General features: G+C 59.5%; 24 protein-coding genes and 1 tRNA gene. 23 read left to right on the top strand and 2 right to left on the bottom strand.

Annotated elements, in window-relative coordinates; translation table 11 throughout:
- The first annotated feature begins 104 nt into the window (after positions 1-104).
- On the top strand, positions 105-530 hold the full coding sequence (locus LOY67_RS21815) for an HIT domain-containing protein (RefSeq protein ID WP_265064382.1): 426 nt from the start codon (positions 105-107) through the stop codon (positions 528-530).
- Positions 531-533: 3 nt separating this feature from the next.
- Complete coding sequence (locus LOY67_RS21810; RefSeq protein ID WP_265064381.1) at positions 534-740, top strand: SlyX family protein; 207 nt, start codon at positions 534-536, stop codon at positions 738-740.
- Positions 741-812: 72 nt separating this feature from the next.
- On the opposite strand, the gene LOY67_RS28355 is transcribed toward LOY67_RS21810, so the two are convergent.
- A complete protein-coding gene (locus tag LOY67_RS28355; RefSeq protein ID WP_320109994.1) occupies positions 813-1418 on the bottom strand; it encodes a cold-shock protein in 606 nt (201 codons plus the stop codon).
- 502 nt (positions 1419-1920) lie between these two features.
- Between LOY67_RS28355 and LOY67_RS21800 the strand changes: the two genes are divergently transcribed.
- The 18 genes from LOY67_RS21800 to LOY67_RS21715 all read left to right on the top strand — a co-directional run bounded on the left by LOY67_RS21800 (position 1921) and on the right by LOY67_RS21715 (position 15863).
- Complete coding sequence (locus LOY67_RS21800) at positions 1921-2394, top strand: Dps family protein (RefSeq protein ID WP_265064380.1); 474 nt, start codon at positions 1921-1923, stop codon at positions 2392-2394.
- Between the two features lie 275 nt (positions 2395-2669).
- Positions 2670-3020, top strand: a complete 351-nt coding sequence (locus LOY67_RS21795; protein WP_265064379.1) for a ribbon-helix-helix domain-containing protein — start codon at positions 2670-2672, stop codon at positions 3018-3020.
- A gap of 179 nt (positions 3021-3199) precedes the next feature.
- A complete protein-coding gene (locus LOY67_RS21790) occupies positions 3200-3421 on the top strand; it encodes an FmdB family zinc ribbon protein (protein ID WP_003178589.1) in 222 nt (73 codons plus the stop codon).
- A 75-nt stretch (positions 3422-3496) separates the two neighbouring features.
- Positions 3497-5272 carry an aspartate--tRNA ligase gene (aspS, locus tag LOY67_RS21785; protein ID WP_265064378.1) on the top strand — a complete coding sequence of 592 codons (1776 nt, stop codon included), beginning with the start codon at positions 3497-3499 and terminating at the stop codon, positions 5270-5272.
- 118 nt (positions 5273-5390) lie between these two features.
- Positions 5391-6137: a YebC/PmpR family DNA-binding transcriptional regulator gene (locus LOY67_RS21780; protein ID WP_265064377.1), complete on the top strand. Its 747-nt coding sequence runs from the start codon at positions 5391-5393 to the stop codon at positions 6135-6137.
- Positions 6138-6399: 262 nt separating this feature from the next.
- Entirely contained in the window at positions 6400-6924 is a 525-nt protein-coding gene (gene ruvC / locus LOY67_RS21775) for a crossover junction endodeoxyribonuclease RuvC (protein WP_063324612.1), read from the top strand.
- 114 nt (positions 6925-7038) lie between these two features.
- Positions 7039-7647, top strand: coding sequence for a Holliday junction branch migration protein RuvA (ruvA, locus tag LOY67_RS21770; protein WP_265064376.1), 609 nt, complete (start codon positions 7039-7041; stop codon positions 7645-7647).
- Positions 7648-8709, top strand: coding sequence for a Holliday junction branch migration DNA helicase RuvB (gene ruvB / locus LOY67_RS21765; RefSeq protein WP_265064375.1), 1062 nt, complete (start codon positions 7648-7650; stop codon positions 8707-8709).
- Between the two features lie 125 nt (positions 8710-8834).
- Positions 8835-9302: a tol-pal system-associated acyl-CoA thioesterase gene (ybgC, locus tag LOY67_RS21760; protein WP_025215227.1), complete on the top strand. Its 468-nt coding sequence runs from the start codon at positions 8835-8837 to the stop codon at positions 9300-9302.
- Positions 9292-9987, top strand: a complete 696-nt coding sequence (gene tolQ, locus LOY67_RS21755; RefSeq protein WP_042728759.1) for a protein TolQ — start codon at positions 9292-9294, stop codon at positions 9985-9987. Before ybgC ends, tolQ begins: the two co-directional genes overlap by 11 nt.
- Positions 9988-10010: 23 nt before the next feature.
- Positions 10011-10463, top strand: coding sequence for a protein TolR (gene tolR, locus LOY67_RS21750; protein ID WP_161796096.1), 453 nt, complete (start codon positions 10011-10013; stop codon positions 10461-10463).
- Positions 10463-11521, top strand: coding sequence for a cell envelope integrity protein TolA (gene tolA / locus LOY67_RS21745; protein ID WP_265064374.1), 1059 nt, complete (start codon positions 10463-10465; stop codon positions 11519-11521). The genes tolR and tolA overlap by 1 nt, the downstream gene beginning before the upstream one ends.
- On the top strand, positions 11518-12819 hold the full coding sequence (tolB, locus tag LOY67_RS21740; RefSeq protein ID WP_413776147.1) for a Tol-Pal system beta propeller repeat protein TolB: 1302 nt from the start codon (positions 11518-11520) through the stop codon (positions 12817-12819). The genes tolA and tolB overlap by 4 nt, the downstream gene beginning before the upstream one ends.
- Before the next feature lie 52 nt (positions 12820-12871).
- Positions 12872-13372, top strand: coding sequence for a peptidoglycan-associated lipoprotein Pal (gene pal, locus LOY67_RS21735; protein WP_265064372.1), 501 nt, complete (start codon positions 12872-12874; stop codon positions 13370-13372).
- Positions 13373-13378: 6 nt separating this feature from the next.
- Positions 13379-14215: a tol-pal system protein YbgF gene (ybgF, locus tag LOY67_RS21730; protein ID WP_041021788.1), complete on the top strand. Its 837-nt coding sequence runs from the start codon at positions 13379-13381 to the stop codon at positions 14213-14215.
- A 167-nt stretch (positions 14216-14382) separates the two neighbouring features.
- Positions 14383-15030 carry a 7-carboxy-7-deazaguanine synthase QueE gene (gene queE / locus LOY67_RS21725; protein WP_258627225.1) on the top strand — a complete coding sequence of 216 codons (648 nt, stop codon included), beginning with the start codon at positions 14383-14385 and terminating at the stop codon, positions 15028-15030.
- Between the two features lie 19 nt (positions 15031-15049).
- Complete coding sequence (queC, locus tag LOY67_RS21720; RefSeq protein ID WP_265067805.1) at positions 15050-15724, top strand: 7-cyano-7-deazaguanine synthase QueC; 675 nt, start codon at positions 15050-15052, stop codon at positions 15722-15724.
- Positions 15725-15787: 63 nt separating this feature from the next.
- Positions 15788-15863 (top strand) — tRNA-Lys (locus tag LOY67_RS21715).
- A 128-nt stretch (positions 15864-15991) separates the two neighbouring features.
- Here LOY67_RS21715 and LOY67_RS21710 read toward each other — a convergent pair.
- The gene (locus LOY67_RS21710) at positions 15992-16927 is read right to left on the bottom strand and encodes a LysR family transcriptional regulator (protein WP_265064371.1); all 936 of its coding nucleotides are present in this window, start codon (positions 16925-16927) and stop codon (positions 15992-15994) included.
- A gap of 171 nt (positions 16928-17098) precedes the next feature.
- On the opposite strand from LOY67_RS21710, the gene LOY67_RS21705 reads away from it, so the two are divergent.
- Genes LOY67_RS21705 through LOY67_RS21695 form a run of 3 tightly spaced genes read left to right on the top strand, consistent with a single transcriptional unit; the run spans position 17099 to position 20131 of the window.
- The gene (locus LOY67_RS21705; RefSeq protein WP_265064370.1) at positions 17099-17716 is read left to right on the top strand and encodes a thermostable hemolysin; all 618 of its coding nucleotides are present in this window, start codon (positions 17099-17101) and stop codon (positions 17714-17716) included.
- Positions 17713-19275 (top strand): AMP-binding protein, encoded by a 1563-nt coding sequence (locus LOY67_RS21700; protein ID WP_265064369.1) that lies wholly within the window; start codon positions 17713-17715, stop codon positions 19273-19275. Before LOY67_RS21705 ends, LOY67_RS21700 begins: the two co-directional genes overlap by 4 nt.
- Entirely contained in the window at positions 19250-20131 is an 882-nt protein-coding gene (locus LOY67_RS21695) for a TauD/TfdA family dioxygenase (protein ID WP_265064368.1), read from the top strand. The genes LOY67_RS21700 and LOY67_RS21695 overlap by 26 nt, the downstream gene beginning before the upstream one ends.
- Positions 20132-20138 lie beyond the last annotated feature (7 nt).

The raw sequence follows: 20138 nt of genomic DNA, 5'->3' as shown, positions 1-20138 counted from the left end.
CGCCGAAAACAGGCGTGCAAGCCATGCTTGGGCTGTGTGCAGTGAAGGTTCCACTGTTCACGGGTATGCTACGAGTATCCGATAACGAGCAAGGAGTACGCGTGGTGTTTGTTTTAGATCCACGACTGCAACAGGACACATTGCCCATTGGCGATTTCCCGCTGTGCCGGTTGCTGTTGTCCAATGATTCGAATTACCCGTGGTTCATCCTGGTACCAAGGCGGGAAGATATCAGCGAGTTGTTTCAGCTCGATGACGCTGATCAGCGCCAACTGTGGAAAGAGACCACCGCGCTGGCGGAAATCCTCAAGGACTCCTTCGACGCCGACAAGCTGAACGTTGCGGCGTTGGGTAACGTCGTCAGCCAGTTGCACATGCATGTCATCGTGCGTAAACATGAGGATGCCGCCTGGCCTGCGCCGGTCTGGGGCAAGCATCCGGCCCGGCCTTATAATGCGGAACAGGTGACGGCCATTCGCGAGCGGTTGCGGATGGCACTGACCGATGATTTCAAGTTTGTGGAGGGTTGAACCGTGGATCTCGAGGCGCGTGTTACCGATCTGGAAACTCGCCTGGCATTTCAGGATGACACCATCCAGGCGTTGAATGATGTGTTGGTGGAGCAGCAGCGCGTGGTCGAGCGTTTGCAATTGCAGATGATGGCGTTGCTCAAGCGGCAGGAAGAAATGGTCGGCCAGTTCGAATCCGTCGAGGAAGAGGCGCCGCCCCCTCATTACTGATCACCCGAACGGCAGGTCATAAAAAAACCGCGATGCAGCCTGGCTGCTCGCGGTTTTTTTTTACGCCCGGGATCAGCGGCGCGGCAGTGCCGCGATCACATCTTCGGCTTGCAGGCCTTTGTCGCGGTGCATCACGGAGAACTCCACGCGCTGGCCTTCGACCAGTACGCGATGGCCTTCGCCACGAATGGCCCGGAAATGCACGAAAATGTCATCGCCGGAATCGCGGGAGATAAAGCCGAAGCCCTTGGAGGTGTTGAACCACTTCACGGTGCCGGTATCGCGGTTGGACATGTCGTAGTTCTGCGGCGCGGCAGCCGGCGACGACTTCTTGTAGAAGCTGACGGCCAGGTGCAGTGCCACGGCAAGCAGCGCCGAGGCGAGGCTGAACGCAACGGCCGGTTGACCGCTGATTTCCGGCATGGGCGCCAGCAGGCTCAGGGTTTGCAGGGCAACGGCCAGCACCAGCAATGCGCTGACCAGGTTTTGCAGTTGATGACGAGGGCCTTTGTGCCAGTAAGGAATGACAGGTGCGAGGGTCAGGTTGAGCAGGCCGAAAAAGGCCAGGTAAAGCGCATCGGGATGTTGCAGGTAAGGTGTGGCTTCGGAACCCAGGCTAGGGATGAAGGACAGCAGCAGGGCAGCTGCGCCCATTAGCAAGTGGACGATTTTCAACATTTTGATTGGCTCACGGTTAAGACGGATCACAAGGAAGAGCTGGTCGGGGGCGGTTCGCTTCAGAACAATGAGAGGCGCTGGACACGTACCCGAATCAGCCTATGCGCCACGCCCGGAAAAATAGGCTTAGCGACACACTGCCTATTTAACAGCAAAGCCCGGGCCTTCTCAAACTCGTAACAGGTGTGTACCGCGCTGTTCGTCGGCCGGAAAACCGGACAAATCCCAATGCCAGCCAGCCAAGAGGTAAAGTCGAACAGCAATCCATGGCAAGAGCCTGCCCGTAGGAGCTGTCGAGCGAAGCGAGGCTGCGATCTTTTCCCCGACACTTGAGTCGCGAGCGAAATCAGGATCAAGATCAAAAGATCGCAGGCTTCGCCAGCTCCTACAGAGTCCGGCGGAGAAAGAGGTACTTTTCAAGAGGGCTGGCGATTTGTCGCAGGCCGCTGCCGACAACACCCGCTACGCTGTGCAATTCATCACCGTCAGGAGATCAGCCAACATGGCAATTGATATCGGTATCAGTGAAGAGGATCGCAAGTCTATCGTCGACGGGCTCTCACGCCTGCTGTCGGACACCTACGTGTTGTATCTCAAGACCCACAATTTCCACTGGAACGTCACGGGGCCGATGTTTCGGACCCTGCATCTGATGTTCGAGGAGCAGTACAACGAACTGGCGCTGGCCGTGGATCTGATTGCCGAACGCATCCGTGCGCTCGGCTTTCCGGCGCCGGGTGCCTATTCGGTGTATGCGCGTCTGTCTTCCATCAAGGAAGAGGAGGGGGTGCCGGGTGCCGAAGACATGATCCGGCAACTGGTCGATGGCCAGGAGGCGGTGACACGCACGGCCCGGGGCATCTTCCCCTTGCTGGACAAGGTCAGCGATGAGCCGACCGCCGACCTGTTGACCCAGCGCATGCAAGTTCACGAAAAAACCGCGTGGATGCTGCGTTCGCTGTTGGAAGACCGGTAGCCTCTGGCGGGCGATGATGTGACCCTTGGCATCATCGCCCGTGTGTCGAAACCGTTGGTTTTCCTTTGTATCGGGCTTTCCGATCAGTCTTGCGCCCGCTGTTGGGGTAACCCATCGTGTGTAGGACGATGTAATTCCTCGTCTGCCTGCTGTTGGCTTGTCCTACGTTGCCGGTCAAAAAGTCATCTGGATCTGACGACTCCGTTGAGCTTCCATAGGGCACCAGATGGGTTGTCCTGACTGGGAGGTTCGTATGGCAAAGGAGTGTCAACGGTATGATTCAAGGAAAAGAATCGAGGGAGGGTATGCAGTCCATCGATATCGACCCGTTCGTCAGTGGGTTCGATATGCAGCTGGCTCGACCCTTGTCCCGGTCCATTCGTCTGAACGGGTTCGCCACCTGTCTTCGGCTGGAGCGGGTCTATTGGGAGATTCTCGGCGACATGGCCCAGCTCAACAACTGCTCCATCAGCACCCTGTTGTCCCATGTCGACCGGGAGGTGCATCTGCGTCATGGCGGGGTCCGTAATTTCAGCGGCCTGGTCCGGGTTGTCTGCGTGGTGCACAGCTTGAAGGAGGCCGGAATGGGGATTGTGGAGCGTCATTGGCGTGGGCCCGGTCAGTGACTCGATCGGGCCGGTAGCTGGCCTGTGCTGCCCTGGGGGCTTGCAGATTCGTTGCCCATCCTGCGCAAACGAATGGAGAACGCCCCTACGGCTGCACAGGCTGCATTTAATGGATATAATCCCGCTCTTTGCCGCAAAGCCCAGCTTTTGCGCGATTAACCTGATCGCCGAGACAACCCATGCCGATGTACGACTATCAATGTGCTTCCTGTGGTCATCAGATGGAAGCCATCCAAAAGATCAGCGCGGCACCGCTGGTCGACTGCCCTGCCTGCCAGGCGCCGGAGCTGAAAAAGATGCTGTCCATGCCGGGTTTCCGCCTCGGCGGTACGGGCTGGTATGAAACCGACTTCAAGACCGGCGCCAAGAAGAACCTCGCCGGTGGCGACAAAGCTGACTGAGATGAATACGCGCGGGTCCTTGCACGGGCAGGGCCTCCAACCGAATGTCGAATTACGAGAAGTGAAACCACTACCATGATGCGCAGCCATTATTGCGGCCAACTGAACGAAAGCCTGGAAGGTCAGGAAGTTACTCTTTGCGGATGGGTCCATCGTCGCCGTGACCATGGCGGGGTGATTTTCCTCGACATCCGTGATCGTGAAGGCCTGGCCCAGGTGGTGTTCGATCCGGACCGTGCTGAAACCTTCGCCACCGCCGACCGCGTGCGCAGCGAATACGTGGTCAAGATCACCGGTAAGGTGCGCCTGCGTCCGGCCGGCGCCGGCAACGCCAACATGGCGTCCGGCATGATCGAAGTGCTGGGCTATGAGCTGGAAGTGCTCAACGAAGCGGAAACCCCGCCGTTCCCGCTCAACGAATACTCCGACGTGGGCGAAGAAACCCGCCTGCGCTACCGCTTCATCGACCTGCGTCGTCCGGAAATGGCCGAGAAGCTGCGTCTGCGTTCGCGCATGACCACCAGCATCCGCCGCTACCTGGACGAGAACGGCTTCCTCGACGTCGAGACGCCGATCCTGACCCGTGCCACGCCGGAAGGCGCTCGCGACTACCTGGTGCCGAGCCGTACCCACCCCGGCAGCTTCTTCGCCCTGCCGCAATCGCCGCAGCTGTTCAAGCAACTGCTGATGGTGGCCGGCTTCGACCGTTACTACCAGATCGCCAAGTGCTTCCGCGACGAAGACCTGCGTGCCGACCGTCAACCTGAATTCACGCAGATCGACATCGAGACCAGTTTCCTCGACGAAAAAGACATCATGGGCCTGACCGAAGGCATGATCCGCAACCTGTTCAAGGAAGTGCTGGGTCTGGAATTCGGTGATTTCCCGCACATGACCTTCGAAGAAGCCATGCGTCGCTACGGTTCCGACAAGCCGGACCTGCGTAACCCGTTGGAACTGGTCGATGTGGCCGACCAGCTCAAGGAAGTCGAATTCAAAGTCTTCAGCGGTCCGGCCAACGACCCGAAATGCCGCATCGCGGCCCTGCGTGTTCCAGGCGGGGCGAGCATGCCGCGCAAACAGATCGACGATTACACCAAGTTCGTCGGCATCTACGGTGCCAAGGGCCTGGCGTATATCAAGGTCAACGAGCGCGCCGCGGGTGTCGATGGCTTGCAATCGCCGATCGTGAAAAACATTCCTGAAGCCAACCTCAACGTGATCCTTGATCGCGTGGGTGCGGTTGATGGTGACATCGTGTTCTTCGGTGCCGACAAGGCCAAGATCGTCAGCGAAGCCCTGGGTGCACTGCGCATCAAGCTGGGTCACGACCTGAAGCTGCTGACCTGCGAGTGGGCGCCGATGTGGGTCGTTGACTTCCCGATGTTCGAAGAGAACGACGACGGCAGCTTCTCGGCGCTGCACCACCCGTTCACCGCACCGAAGTGCTCGCCAGAAGAGCTGGAGGCCAACCCGGCCACCGCTTTGTCCCGCGCCTACGACATGGTCCTGAACGGCACCGAGCTGGGTGGTGGTTCGATCCGTATCCATCGCAAGGAAATGCAACAGGCGGTGTTCCGCCTGCTGGGCATCGACGAAGCGGAACAGGAAGAGAAGTTCGGCTTCCTGCTCGACGCCCTGAAGTTCGGCGCACCACCCCACGGTGGCCTGGCCTTCGGCCTGGATCGCCTGGTGATGTTGATGACCGGCGCCCAGTCGATCCGTGAAGTGATCGCCTTCCCGAAAACCCAGAGCGCGGCCGATGTCATGACCCAGGCCCCGGGTGTCGTGGATGCCAAGGCGCTGCGCGAGCTGCACATCCGCCTGCGTGAACAGCCGAAGGCTGAGTAAGGCTGGCACCTGAAGGCGCATCTTCGGATGCGCCTTTTCGTTGGTGTCGATATTTCTGCTTGTCTGCCACTGCTCGAGCGCAGGGCGGGCAACGTTTCAAGAAGAACCGGAGCGAGTTATGGCAGGTCATTCCAAGTGGGCGAACATCAAGCACCGCAAAGAACGTCAGGATGCCAAGAGGGGCAAGATCTTCACCAAGTGGATCCGTGAACTGACGGTCGCGGCCCGCCAGGGCGGTGGCGATCCGGGTTCCAACCCGCGCTTGCGCCTGGCCCTGGACAAGGCGCTCGGTGCCAACATGAGCCGCGACATCATCGACCGGGCCATCGCCCGTGGCGCCGGTGCGACCGAGGCCGACAACGTTGAAGAGCTGACCTACGAAGGTTATGGCCCGGGTGGCGTGGCGGTGATGGTCGAGTGCATGACCGACAACCGTAACCGTACCGCCGCTGCGGTGCGTCACGCCTTCAGCAAGTGCGGTGGCAACCTGGGCACCGACGGTTCGGTGGCCTACCTGTTCGAGCGCAAGGGGCAGATCAGCTTCGCGCCGGGTCTCGATGAAGATGCCCTGACGGAAGCGGCCCTGGAAGCCGACGCCGATGATGTAGTCGGCCATGAAGACGGTTCGTTCGACGTATTCACCTCGTTCGCCAGCTTCTATGCCGTGCGCAATGCCCTGGAAACGGCTGGTTTCAAGCCGGCCGACGCGGAAATCGTCATGCAGCCGACCACCAGCGCCGAACTGGACCTTGAAGGCGCCGAGAAGGTGCTCAAGCTGATCGACATGCTGGAAGACCTGGACGACGTGCAGAACGTCTATTCCAATGCCGATATTCCGGAGTCGGTGGCTGAACAGCTTGGCTGACCCACAAGTGTGATCAGCTAAGCGGAACCCTGTGGCGAGGGGATTTATCCCCGCTGGGCTGCGTAGCAGCCCCAAATCAGTCAACTCAATCTGTCTGATGCACCAAGCTCAAGCTGCGGGATTTGGGTCGCTTCGCGACCCAGCGGGGATAAATCCCCTCGCCACAGGAATATTGTTCGACTTTACCTATCGTGCGCGACCGGCATTGGGTCAGGCCCTTGCTGTATCCTCACTTGCAACCGCATTACTCTTCGCAGGCGCTATGACTTTAATCCTTGGCATCGACCCCGGTTCGCGCATCACCGGCTACGGCGTGGTTCGCGATACCGGGCGCGGCTGCGTGTACGTCGCGTCCGGTTGTATCCGCACCGGCGCCGGTGAATTGCACGAGCGCCTGCAGATTGTTTATCGCGGCGTGCGCGAAGTCATCCAGACCTACGGCCCGGTCACCATGGGCATTGAAAAAGTCTTCATGGCGCGCAACGCCGATTCCGCCCTGAAACTGGGGCAGGCCCGGGGCGCGGCGATTGTTGCCGGCGCCGAGGAAAACCTGGAGATCGCCGAGTACACCGCGACCCAGGTCAAGCAAGCGGTCGTCGGCACGGGGGCGGCGAACAAGGAGCAGGTGCAGATGATGGTGATGCACCTGTTGAAACTGGTCAGCAAGCCGCAGATTGACGCCTCCGACGCCCTGGCCATCGCCATTTGTCATGCCCATACCCGCTCCAGCCTGCTGCCTCATGGCCTGGGAACTGCACGCAGTCGTGGCGGGCGCCTGCGTCTCTGATAGCATCAGCGCACTCATTCATGAGCCCGAGTCTGTTGCGCCTGTGTCGTCGGCCTGCATGCCCGGGCTGTTATTCGCCAGCCAGCGGCTGGTCAACGCCCAAGGATCTGAAACGTGATTGGACGCTTGCGCGGCACCCTGGCTGAAAAACAGCCGCCGCACCTGATTCTGGATGTAAATGGCCTGGGCTATGAGCTGGAAGTGCCCATGACCACGCTGTATCGCTTGCCGTCGGTCGGTGAGCCGCTGACGTTGCACACCCATTTGGTCGTGCGCGAGGATGCGCAGTTACTCTATGGTTTCGTCGGCAAGCGCGAGCGAGACTTTTTCCGTGAGTTGATCCGTCTCAATGGTGTGGGACCGAAACTGGCCCTGGCCTTGATGTCGAGCCTGGAGGTCGATGAGCTGGTGCGTTGCGTGCAGTCCCAGGACACGTCGGCCCTGACCAAGGTGCCAGGTGTCGGCAAGAAAACCGCCGAACGCCTGCTGGTTGAGCTCAAGGATCGCTTCAAGGCCTGGGAAACGGTGCCGGCCATGTTCGCGCTGGTGCCGAACCAGCCGGATGCGCCGGTGCCGACGGCCAGCGCCGAGAACGACGCGGTCACGGCGCTGATCTCCCTGGGTTACAAGCCGCAGGAAGCCAGCAAGGCGATTTCCGCCATCAAGGAAAAAGGCTTGAGTACTGAAGACATGATTCGCCGCGCCCTGAAGGGAATGATCTAAGTGATTGAAGCTGACCGTCTGATTGCCGCCACGGGTGCGCCCCGTGACCGCGAGGAAGTCCAGGACCGTGCGATTCGCCCCGTCAGTCTGGCCGACTACATCGGCCAACCGACCGTGCGCGAGCAGATGGAGTTGTTCATCCAGGCGGCCCGGGGGCGCAGCGAGTCGCTCGACCATACGTTGATCTTCGGCCCGCCGGGCCTGGGCAAGACCACCCTGGCCAACATCATTGCCCAGGAAATGGGCGTGTCGATCAAGAGCACATCGGGTCCGGTCCTCGAGCGCCCGGGCGACCTGGCGGCATTGCTGACCAACCTCGAACCCCATGACGTGCTGTTCATCGACGAAATCCATCGGCTGTCGCCGATCGTCGAGGAAGTGCTGTACCCGGCCATGGAAGATTTCCAGCTCGACATCATGATCGGTGAAGGCCCGGCGGCGCGCTCCATCAAGCTGGACCTGCCGCCCTTCACCCTGGTGGGCGCCACCACCCGCGCCGGCATGCTGACCAACCCGCTGCGGGACCGCTTTGGTATCGTCCAGCGCCTGGAGTTCTACAGCAACGCGGACCTGGCGACGATTGTCAGCCGTTCGGCAGGCATCCTCGGGTTGCCGCTGGATCCGGACGGCGCTTATGAGATCGCCCGTCGGGCCCGGGGGACGCCGCGGATCGCCAACCGGCTGCTGCGCCGGGTCCGGGATTTTGCCGAGGTCCGGGCCAAGGGCCACATCACCAAGCCGATTGCCGACCTGGCGTTGAACCTGCTGGACATCGACGAGCGTGGTTTCGACCATCAGGACCGGCGCCTGCTGCTGACCATGATCGAGAAGTTCGATGGTGGCCCGGTGGGCGTGGACAGCCTGGCGGCGGCCATCAGCGAAGAGCGCCACACCATCGAGGATGTGCTGGAACCGTATCTGATCCAACAGGGCTACATCATGCGTACCCCTCGCGGACGGGTGGTGACGCGCCATGCTTACCTGCACTTTGGCTTAAACATCCCGACACGAATGGGCGAGATGCCAGTGGTAGACGAATTCCTTGATGCCGTGGACGATTGAGCGACTTTTGTGCAGCGACTTTTTTCCGGGTTGTGCTGTCCCAGACGACGTCCGGAGCGTCTATGCACTCAAGAATGAAAAAACAGTTGCCGCCGATTGGCAACCCGAGGAGTAAGCACTAGAGTATGCGCGCGCAAAACGGGCTGGAGTCGTTCGCACATCGCTGTCGCGTTTATTACGAGGACACCGATGCCGGCGGCATCGTTTACTACGTCAATTACCTCAAGTTTATGGAACGGGCTCGAACCGAACGGCTGCGGGAACTGGGTTTCGCCCAATCCGCGCTGGCAGGGGAGGATCTGTTATTCGTCGTGCATTCCAGCGAAGCGCGTTATCACGCGCCGGCGCGACTGGACGACGAGCTTCTGGTAAGTGCCGATGTCATCGAATTGAACCGTGTCAGCCTGCGCTTCAAGCAGCAGGTCAGGCGGGCTACGGATAATGTGCTGCTCTGTGAAGGGCAGTTTCTGGTGGCCTGTGTGCGCACCCATAGTTTGAAACCCCGGGCCATTCCCGAAGCTCTACGTGCGGCCTTTGCCGGCGTGAGCGGCGCGGGTACACACTCAGAGCAGGAGATAAAGCGTGGAAGCTAACGTCGTCGACCATACCTCCATGTGGAGCCTGGTCAGCAATGCCAGCGTCGTGGTGCAACTGGTAATGCTGACCCTGGTAGCCGCATCGGTGACCTCATGGATCATGATTTTTCAGCGCAGCAACCTGCTGCGCGCCGGTCGTCGCGCCCTGGAGAGCTTCGAAGAGCGCTTCTGGTCGGGTATCGACCTGTCCAAACTGTACCGTCAAGCGGGCAGCAACCCGGATCCGGATTCGGGCGTGGAGCAGATCTTCCGTGCCGGTTTCAAGGAATTCTCTCGTTTGCGCCAGCAGCCGGGCGTCGATCCTGAAGCGGTCATGGAAGGCGTGGCCCGTGCCATGCGCGTTGCCATTTCCCGCGAGGAAGAAAAGCTCGAGCAGAGCCTGCCGTTCCTGGCCACCGTCGGTTCGGTCAGTCCGTACATCGGCCTGTTCGGTACCGTGTGGGGGATCATGAACTCCTTTCGTGGCCTGGCCTCCGCCCAGCAAGCGACCCTGGCTACCGTGGCCCCGGGCATCGCCGAGGCCCTGGTCGCCACCGCCATTGGCCTGTTCGCGGCCATCCCGGCCGTTATCGCCTACAACCGCTTCGCTGCCCGCAGCGAAACGCTGATCGGCCGTTACTACACCTTCGCCGATGAATTCCAGGCGATCCTGCACCGCAAAGTGCACACCAGCGAAGAATAAGCAGGTATTTCCCGATGGCTTTAATCGCTCGAGCCCGAAACAAGCGCAAGCCGGTTGCCGAGATGAACGTGGTGCCCTACATCGACGTGATGCTGGTGCTGCTGGTCATCTTCATGGTGACCGCGCCGATGCTCAATCAGGGCGTGAAGGTCGATCTGCCCAAGGTTTCCAGCGAAGCCTTGCCGCAGGACAACAACACCCAGGTCCTGACCATTTCGATCAAGGCTGACAAGACCTATTACTGGAACCTTGGCAGCGAAGTCGACACCGAGAAGCAGCAGGACCGGGCCATGACCCTGCCCCAGATGACCGATGCGGTGACCAAGATCATTCGTGTCGGCAATGACGCCGGCAAGCGCACCCAGGTCTTCATTCGCGGTGACAAGACCGTCGACTACGGTGCCGTGATGGGCGCGATGGGCGGTCTGCAGAAAGCCGGGGTCGGTAATGTTGGCTTGATCACCGAGGCCCCCTGATGCAGCAACAGCGAGAGCCGTCCGCCTCGGAAAGCTACTTCTGGCCCAGTGTCCTGGCAATCGGCCTGCACGTGCTGGTGTTCGGCATGTTGTTCGTCAGTTTTGCCATGACGCCGGAGCTGCCGCCGGCCAAACCGATCGTGCAAGCGACCCTGTACCAGCTCAAGTCGAAGAGTCAGGCCACCACGCAGACCAACCAGAAGCTTGCCGGTGAGGCAAAGAAATCCGCTGCGCGGCAGACTGAAGTCGAGCAGATGGAGCAGAAGAAGGTCGAGCAGGAAGAGATAAAGGCCGCGGAACAAAAGAAAGAGGAAGCCGCTCAAAAGGCCGAGGAAGCGAAGAAGGCCGACGAGGCGAAAAAGGCTGACGAGGCCAAGAAAGCCGATGAGGCGAAAAAAGCCGAGGCCAAGAAGGCAGAAGAGAAACAATTGGCTGATATAGCCAAGAAGAAAGCCGAAGAGGAAGCCAAGAAAGCCGCTGAGGAAGAGGCCAAGAAAGAGGCCGCCGAAGAGGCCAAGAAGAAGATTGTCGAGGACGCCAAGAAGAAAGCGGCCGAAGACGCCAAGAAGAAAGCCGAAGCTGACGAGGCGAAAAAGAAAGTCGCCGAAGACGCGAAGAAGAAAGCCGCCGCCGACGCCGCCAAGAAAAAGGCCCAGGACGCAGCGCGTAAATCTGCCGAAGAGAAGAAGGCCCAGGCATTGGCAGACCTGCTTTCCGATAAGCCGGAGCGCCAGCAGGCCTTGGCTGATGAGCAGGGCGATGAAGTCGCCGGTAGCTTCGACGACCTGATTCGGGCCCGGGCGGCAGAGGGCTGGGCTCGTCCGCCTTCGGCGCGCCAAGGCATGACGGTCGTATTGCAGATCGGCATGTTGCCGGACGGCACGGTGGCCTCGGTTAGCGTGGCCAAGTCCAGCGGTGACGGACCTTTCGATGCTTCGGCAGTTGCAGCGGTCAAGAACATTGGACGATTGACGGAAATGCAAGGAATGAAGTCGAGCGATTTCGCTCCCTATCGTTCATTCAAGATGACATTCACACCTGAGGATCTAGCCTTGTGAGAAACCTTCTTCGATCAATGCTTGTCGTTATCTGCTGCCTGGCAGGGATAGCGGTAGCAGAGGAAAAGAACATTCTGGTCACCAGCGGCAGCGACCGGGCGACCCCGATCGCCGTCGTACCGTTCGGCTGGCAGGGCGGTAGCGTCCTGCCGGACGACATGGCCGAAATCATCGGCAATGACCTGCGCAACTCGGGTTACTACGCGCCGATTCCGAAGCAGAACATGATCAGCCTGCCCACCCAGGCCAGCGAAGTCATCTACCGTGACTGGAAAGCCCTGGGCGCCCAGTACATCATGGTTGGCAGCATCGTTCCGGCCGGCGGCCGCCTGCAGGTGCAATACGCCCTGTTCAACGTCGCCACCGAGCAGCAAGTGCTGACCGGCAGCGTGTCGGGCAGCACCGACCAACTGCGTGACATGGCGCACTACATCTCCGACCAGTCGTTCGAGAAACTCACCGGCATCAAGGGGGCGTTCTCCACCCGCATGCTCTACGTGACGGCCGAACGCTTCTCCGAGAAAAACACCCGCTACACCCTGCAGCGCTCCGACTACGACGGCGCCCGCGCGGTCACCCTGCTGCAATCGCGCGAGCCGATCCTGTCGCCGCGTTTCGCCCCCGATGGCAAGCGCATCGCCTATGTGTCGTTCGAGCAGAAGCGTCCGCGCATCTTCGTGCAGCATATCGACACCGGTCGCCGCGAGCAGATCACCAACTTCGAAGGCCTGAACGGCGCGCCAGCCTGGTCGCCGGACGGTAACCGCCTGGCGTTCGTACTGTCCAAGGACGGTAACCCGGACATCTATGTAATGAACCTGGCCTCGCGTTCGATCTCCCGTGTCACCAACGGCCCGGGCATCAACACCGAACCGTTCTGGGGCAAGGATGGCTCGACCATCTACTTCACCTCCGACCGTGGTGGCAAGCCGCAGATCTACAAGACCAGTGCTGGTGGCGGCGGTGCCGAACGCGTGACTTTCATCGGTAACTACAACGCCAACCCTAAACTGTCGGCGGACGAGAAGACCCTGGTGATGATCCATCGCCAGGACGGTTTCACCAATTTCAAGGTGGCAGCCCAGGATATGCAGCGCGGCAGCGTAAAAATCCTCACTGATAGCACTCTGGACGAGTCACCTACTGTTGCGCCCAACGGCACCATGGTAATCTACGCCACCCGCCAGCAGGGCCGGGGAGTCTTGATGCTCGTGTCCATTAATGGACGCGTGAGGCTCCCGCTTCCTACCGCTCAAGGCGAAGTCAGAGAACCGTCCTGGTCCCCTTACCTGAACTGACGCGGCGCTATACGTTTTACTTAACACACTGGGGTTCATTAGGAGTTTCACGATGGAAATGCTGAAGTTTGGTAAATTTGCTGCGCTGGCTCTGGCCATGGCTGTAGCTGTAGGTTGCTCGTCCAAAGGCGGCGACAACGCCGGTGAAGGCGCTGTTGATCCAAACGCTGGTTACGGCGCTAACACCGGTGCAGTTGACGGCTCCATGAGCGAAGAAGCTGCTCTGCGCGCAATCACCACCTTCTACTTCGAATACGACAGCTCGGACCTGAAGCCAGAAGCCATGCGCGCTCTGGACGTTCACGCCAAAGACCTGAAAGCAAACGGCGCTCGCGTTGTTCTGGAAGGCAACACCGACGAACGTGGTACTCGTGAGTACAACATGGCACTGGGCGAGCGTCGTGCGAAAGCCGTTCAACGCTACCTGGTACTGCAAGGTGTTTCCCCAGCTCAGCTGGAACTGGTTTCCTACGGCGAAGAGCGTCCAGTTGCTACCGGCAACGACGAGTCGTCCTGGGCTCAAAACCGTCGCGTCGAACTGCGTAAGAACTGATTCGTCATGCGAACGTGCCGTCGTGCTGTAACTGTTCTGGCTCTCAGTCTCGCACCGCTTGCGGTGTGGGCTGCGGTTCCTGTGGTCGATAACGATGCCGGCTATAACAATAGCGGAAGCAGTTATCCGCCTGCAGGTTACGGTACGAACGGCGCCTATGCCGGGGGAGGGGTTTCGGCCCCTGTCTCGGCACAGGGCGAGCTGTTCAACCAACTGCAGCAAATGCAGGATCAGCTTTCACGCCAACAAGGCGCGATTGAAGTTCTGCAAAACGAAGTATCGCGCATGAAGCAGGAAAACCTGGAACGTTACCAGGATCTTGATCGGCGCATAGGAAGCGGTGCCGCACCTGCCGCGACTCCTGAGAATTCTCCTGCCGGTGGCGACTTGAACGCCCCCGGTGCTGCCGCAGGCGCGGGGGCAGGGGCAAGCGCTCCAGCACCTGCCGCCAGTGGCGAGCCGGCTGATCCGGCGAAGGAAAAGCTCTATTACGATGCTGCCTTCGACCTGATCAAGGCCAAGGATTTCGACAAGGCCAGCCAGGCCTTTGCCGCTTTCCTGCGTAAATACCCAAACAGCCAGTACGCGGGCAATGCCCAATACTGGTTGGGTGAAGTGAACCTGGCCAAGGGCGACCTGCAGGGTGCCGGCCAGGCATTCGCCAAGGTTTCCCAGCTGTATCCCAAGCACGCCAAGGTGCCGGATTCGCTGTACAAGCTGGCTGATGTAGAGCGCCGCCTGGGTCACACCGACAAGGTCAAGGGCATCCTGCAGCAGGTGGTGTCCCAATACCCGGGTACCTCCGCCGCCCAGTTGGCCCAGCGCGATCTGCAGCGCATGTAAGCCGGTTTGACCCTGTAATGAAGAAACCCGCGCCTGTCGCGGGTTTTTTCGTTAGAATTCACGCCCTTTTTCTGAAACACGCTTTTTGGGGCCTGCGCGATGGCGGGGTTCCTTGAAGTGCCTGACGGAGGCGGACGGCCTGTTTAGCTGTTACGCCCGTGGCGACTATGCAAGACACATTGAGAATCACCGAAGTTTTTTACTCGTTGCAGGGTGAAACGCGAACGGCCGGGCTGCCCACGGTATTTGTGCGCCTCACCGGTTGCCCATTGCGTTGCCAATACTGCGACAGTGCCTACGCCTTCAGCGGCGGCACCCTGCGAACCCTCGACGATATCCTCGAGCAAGTGGCCGGCTATCGCCCGCGCTACGTCTGTGTCACGGGCGGCGAGCCACTGGCACAACCCAATGCCATTCCCTTGCTCAAGCAGTTGTGTGATGCCGGTTATGAGGTTTCGCTGGAGACCAGTGGCGCGCTGGATATCTCGGCCGTCGACCCTCGGGTCAGTCGTGTCGTCGACCTGAAAACCCCAGGATCCAAGGAAGCGCATCGTAACCGCTACGAGAACATCGAACTGCTGACGCCCAACGATCAGGTCAAGTTCGTTATCTGTTCGCGGGAAGATTACGACTGGGCCGTGTCCAAGCTGATCCAGTACGGGCTCGACCAGCGGGCCGGTGAGGTCCTGGTGTCGCCGAGTCATCACGACTTGAACGCGCGGGACCTGGCGGACTGGGTGGTGGCGGATAACCTGCCGGTGCGCTTGCAACTGCAGTTGCACAAATATCTTTGGAACGACGAGCCGGGGCGCTGATATGACTGAACAGACGAACATTGCAGAGAAACGAGCGGTCATCCTGTTGTCCGGCGGCCTGGATTCGGCCACGGTCGTGGCCATGGCCCGTGCCGAAGGTTACCGCTGCTACACCATGAGCTTCGATTACGGTCAGCGCCATCGCGCCGAACTGCAAGCCGCCGAACGGGTCGCCCGGGACCTGGGGGTGGTCGAGCACAAGGTGATTGGCCTTAACCTCAACGGCATCGGCGGTTCGGCCCTGACCGACAGCTCCATCGCTGTACCCGAAGCGCCGAGTGAAGGCATACCGGTAACGTATGTGCCGGCACGCAACACCGTGTTCCTGTCCTTGGCATTGGGCTGGGCCGAAGTGCTGGAAGCCCGCGACATTTTCATCGGCGTCAATGCGGTGGATTATTCCGGCTACCCGGACTGCCGTCCTGAGTTCGTCGAGGCCTTCGAGCGCATGGCCAACCTGGCGACCAAGGCCGGCGTGGAGGGGCAAGGCTTCCGTATCCAGGCGCCGCTGCAGAATCTCAGCAAGGCCGATATCGTCAGGGCCGGTGTGAAGCTCGGCGTGAACTATGGACTGACCGTTTCCTGCTACCAGGCCGACGATCAGGGGCGCGCCTGTGGCAAATGCGACAGCTGCCGCCTGCGTGCCGAAGGCTTTGCTGCGGCGGGCGTAAGCGATCCAACCCCTTATTTTTGATTTATTTCAAATTAAGTGTTGAATAGTCCTTAGAAATCAGTATTATACGCGCCACCACACAGCGGGTCGTTAGCTCAGTTGGTAGAGCAGTTGGCTTTTAACCAATTGGTCGTAGGTTCGAATCCCACACGACCCACCATTTTTGCTGTTTTAAAAGTCTGGAAGGCCCACGAAAGTGAGGATTTCCGGATTTTTTTTTGCCTGTGGAAAAGTCACAGACCGGCAAGTCTGGGAACCACGCAAGGATGCGAGTGGTTCCCGGACGGTTTAGAGCAAGCCATCCTCGGCGCAGACCTTTACGATCTGCTCGCGGAGCCAGAGATTGGCGTTGTCCTGGCTCGGTTTCTCGCTCCACATCATGTCCAGCGTAAAGTTTGGTAGCCCCTCCGGTGCTCCGCGATGGCTGAACCGGTCTTCATCGCAAGTCAATGCCTGAACGCGTCGGGGCAGGGTCAGGACGAAGTCGGTTCCGGGGATCATATTGAGGGCTGCCACATAGCTGTTGGCCCGGGCGACGATCTGCCGGCTACAACCTTGCCGGGCGAGCCAGCCGTCCACCATGTTGGTGTCGGAAGTCCAAGGGGTGGGAAAGACGTGCTGGCACGCTGCAAAGGCCTCCAGGCTGAGCGTCTGGTCCGGTAAATCGGCGTTTTTATCAACCACACAGACCAGTTCGTCCTCCAGTAATACCTGCGAGCGTAAACCTTTGACGCTGCGATGGAAGTTGGGGCCGAAACAAATTACCAGATCGAAACGACCATCCATCAGTTCGTCAACGGGAATATCTTTATGGAATTTCGTTATATTCACAACGATGGAAAAATGGCTGCCGATAAAACGTTTGATCAGTTTCGGGAATATCAATAACTCGAAGTATTCCGGTGCACAAATATTAAAAGTTATTTCATTTTGTGTCGGGTCGAATGTTTGAATGCCTGAATGGCAAGTATTGATTGCCTGCAGAATTTTGACGATGTGACTATACATGGCACTGGCTTTGTTGGTGGGGCGCATGCCACTGCGGGTATTAATGAACAGTTCATCTTCGAAGCTGGTGCGCAGCTTCTTCAAACAATAGCTGACGGTTGACTGGCTGACGCAAAGGGCCTCGGAGACCTCGGTGACGCTGCTTTGCTCATACACCGCGACGAACACCATCAGGTCCTGCATGTCCAGCTTTCTAAGCAAATTACTATTGAGCATAAGATCCTTCTTGGCGCAATCCATGGGCTAGCGTCTCTGGTTTTTATGACAGAGACGTTTATTTACATATTAGCGGATGCAATTTAGTTTTTAAATGGCTTGTAGGAATTTTCTTAAATATGCTCGCCTCGCTTTTATAGACATCCTGCACAGGGACGGAGGACGACGAAAATGCAAATACGTGTCGCGGAAACTAAAACACCGTTATGGGTACAGGCCACCGAGGTAGTAAGAGAGAAGTTTAAAAGTTCTTATGCCGCCTCGGTAGAACCGAATCCGCAATACTTTGCGGTCACTCAGGATCAGGCTGATCGCATACTGGCATGTGCCGGTATTACATTCGGCGATCACCGAACTCTTTTTTCCGAGCAATACCTGGCTCAACCGATTGAGGAAATCCTCTCCCAGCGTTTCGATAAAACCATCGAGCGTTCGAACATTGTCGAAATCGGCAATCTGATTTCCCATCACCTAACAGCGGGAATGATTCTCGTTAATATGATTCCTTTGTTGTCCTGGTGCATGGGCGGGCATTACCTGTTGTGCACTGTTACGCCTCGCGTGCGGCAAATGATGGAAAGTTGCCAAATCGATTTCGAGCCGTTGCTCACCGCAGACCCCACCCGCCTGGCCGACGACGGCGGCAAGAACTGGGGGAGTTATTACGCCAAGAAGCCGGTCACCGGTTTCATCCGGGTCGATCCGAAGCGCTCACGTTTCGCCGCCACCACCCTCAATACCTCGTTTACACAGTTGCCCGGTGAAACCCTGGCGAGGGCGCAGCCATGAGCGGGGGTTTTATCAATCAGTTGAAACAGGCATTGCAGGACAATCGTCAGGCGGTCTGCGCAGTTGACTGGGCGTCGGGCACTGAACCTGTGGCGCTGACCTACGGCGAGCTGGAGCACCGGGCACTCAATCTGGCCGCCGAACTGCAACGTCGCTTTGCAACGCCGGCCCACGGCGATCAGGTGGTGTTGGGGATCGCGACGCGCAACAGCAGCGACTGGCTGGTGGCCGACCTGGCCTGCCTGTTTGCCGGGATAACCGCGCTGCCGCTGCCGCTGGCGTTCAGTCAATCCCAGGCCGAGCACCTGGCCGAGCGTTGCGACGGGTTTCTGGTGGATGCCGCAGGGCAACGGACACTGGCGCAACGCTGGAAACTGAATTTTCCCGACAGTCGACTGCGCCGCCTCAACGAGCCAGTGGTCGAGCAGCCGCTGTCGTATACACCGGCCGATGAGGATGACTGGATCTGCAAGATCATCCATACCTCGGGCACCACCAGCCGGCCGAAGGGCGTGCGTTTGAGCAACCAGGCGGTTGGCGCAGTGCTGACGTCGTTGCGCGAACGCATGCCGGCCAATGCTCATCGCCGGTACTTGTCGCTGGTGCCGTTGAGCCTGCTGCTTGAGCAGGTGACTGCCGCGTACCTGCCGCTACTGGCCGGCGGGACGGTGCATTTCCTGCCGCCGAGCGAAGCATTGCTCGGCGAGCCAGGGGCTTCGCCGCAGCGTCTGGTCGACTGGATCCTGCAGGTCCAGCCAACGGCCCTGACCGTACCGCCGGTCATGATCAATCGCTTCCTGGAGCAATTGAACGAAGGCGGCGAGGCAGGCGATCGGTTGGCGGGTTACTTGAAATCCGGTGCGCACATCACCTGCGGCGGCGCGGCGGTGAGTATCGATGCCCTGCACGATCTGGCTGAGCAAGGCATCGAGGTGTACCAGGGCTACGGGCTGTCGGAAAACGCCTCGGTGGTCAGCATGAACACCTTCCAAGAGCAACGCCTGGGCAGCGTCGGCAAGCCGCTGCCCCATGTCCAGGTGCGGATCGGCGCCGACCAGACCATCGAGGTCAAGAGTAGCTCGCTGTTCAGCGGTTATTCGGGGACGGACCCCAGCGCCTGCTCCATGTCTGGCGACGGCTGGATGGACACCGGGGATCTGGGGATGCTCGACGAAGACGGCTACCTCTACGTGCACGGGCGCAAGAAGAACGTGATTTGCCTGCCCAACGGCCGCAACGTCAGCCCCGAGCAGGTCGAGCTGGAGTATCGCAAATACCCGGGCGTCAACGACGCCGCGGTGTTCTTCGATGAGCAGCATGGTCTGGTGGCGTTGCTGTGCGTCGAGTCGACGCCGGCCAGCGATGAGCTGGTGACCTGGTCGACCGCCCGCTTCTCCGACATCGAGCGACCGAGCCGGCTCTGGTTGTTGACCCAGGACGATCCGTTGATCGAGCAGCTCTACACCGTCACCGGCCGACCGAAACGTGCCGATATCGCTACAGTTTTTTCCACTCTGCAAGGGAACGCATCCAATGAGCACACCTGCCTTTCACTTTGAAAACCCGGACGTCTCCATCGTCGAGTCGCACCACTTCGCCAGCCTGGGCAAGACTGAGTTGTATGAGCTGCTGGGACACTACGGTGTCGTGTTGTTTCGCAACTGCATCCACAGCGCCGAGGCGTTCAGCGCCTACGTCAGGCAGAACAGTTCACGGCTGAGCCTGGATCCGGCGCGGGTCATGGTCGGCGGGGCTGCGCAGTTGGTGGATGCGGGGCATCAGGCGGTCGGCCTGCATTGCGAAAATGGCAACTCGCCGTTCTGGCCGGACATGACCTGGTTCTATTGCCAGGAAGCGCCACGCAAGGGATCGCAAACCACGATCTGCGACGGTGAGAAAGTGCTGGCGAGGCTGTCCCCGGGCTGCCGCAGCTTCTTCGAAAACAACCCTATTCGCTACAGCCGTACCGTGGCGGGGGAAAAGTGGCGTCGGCTGGTTTGCCATTATTCGCCAACGCTTTCGGACCCTTCGGCCGTGGTCATCGAGGATTTGTTGCAGATCATCGGTGATGACCCGCAGACGCAGATTTCCTTCAACCCGGCCGACGATTCGATGCATTACGCCTTCAGCACCTCGGCGATCCTGACCTCCGCTTTCAGCCAGCGCCCGGCGTTTGCCAACAGCATCCTGGGGCCGTCGTTCAACTACGAGGCGCCGGTGATCGACACGGTGGACGGCAAGGTGATTCCCGCCGAGTTCCTGGCCGAAATCGCCGAAGTCTCCGCTCAGTACACCGTGCCGGTGGGGTGGCGTGACCACGACGTGGTGATGATCGATAACCGTCGGGTCATGCACGGTCGCGAAACCATCGTCGATGAGCGTCGGCGGATCTTCAATGCCCTGAGCTATCGCTGAGAGAATC

Source organism: Pseudomonas sp. B21-056 (genome assembly GCF_026016325.1).
Taxonomy (GTDB): Bacteria; Pseudomonadota; Gammaproteobacteria; order Pseudomonadales; family Pseudomonadaceae; genus Aquipseudomonas.
Note: the sequence above shows the minus strand (reverse complement) of the source record. Positions and strands in the feature narration are given on the sequence as shown.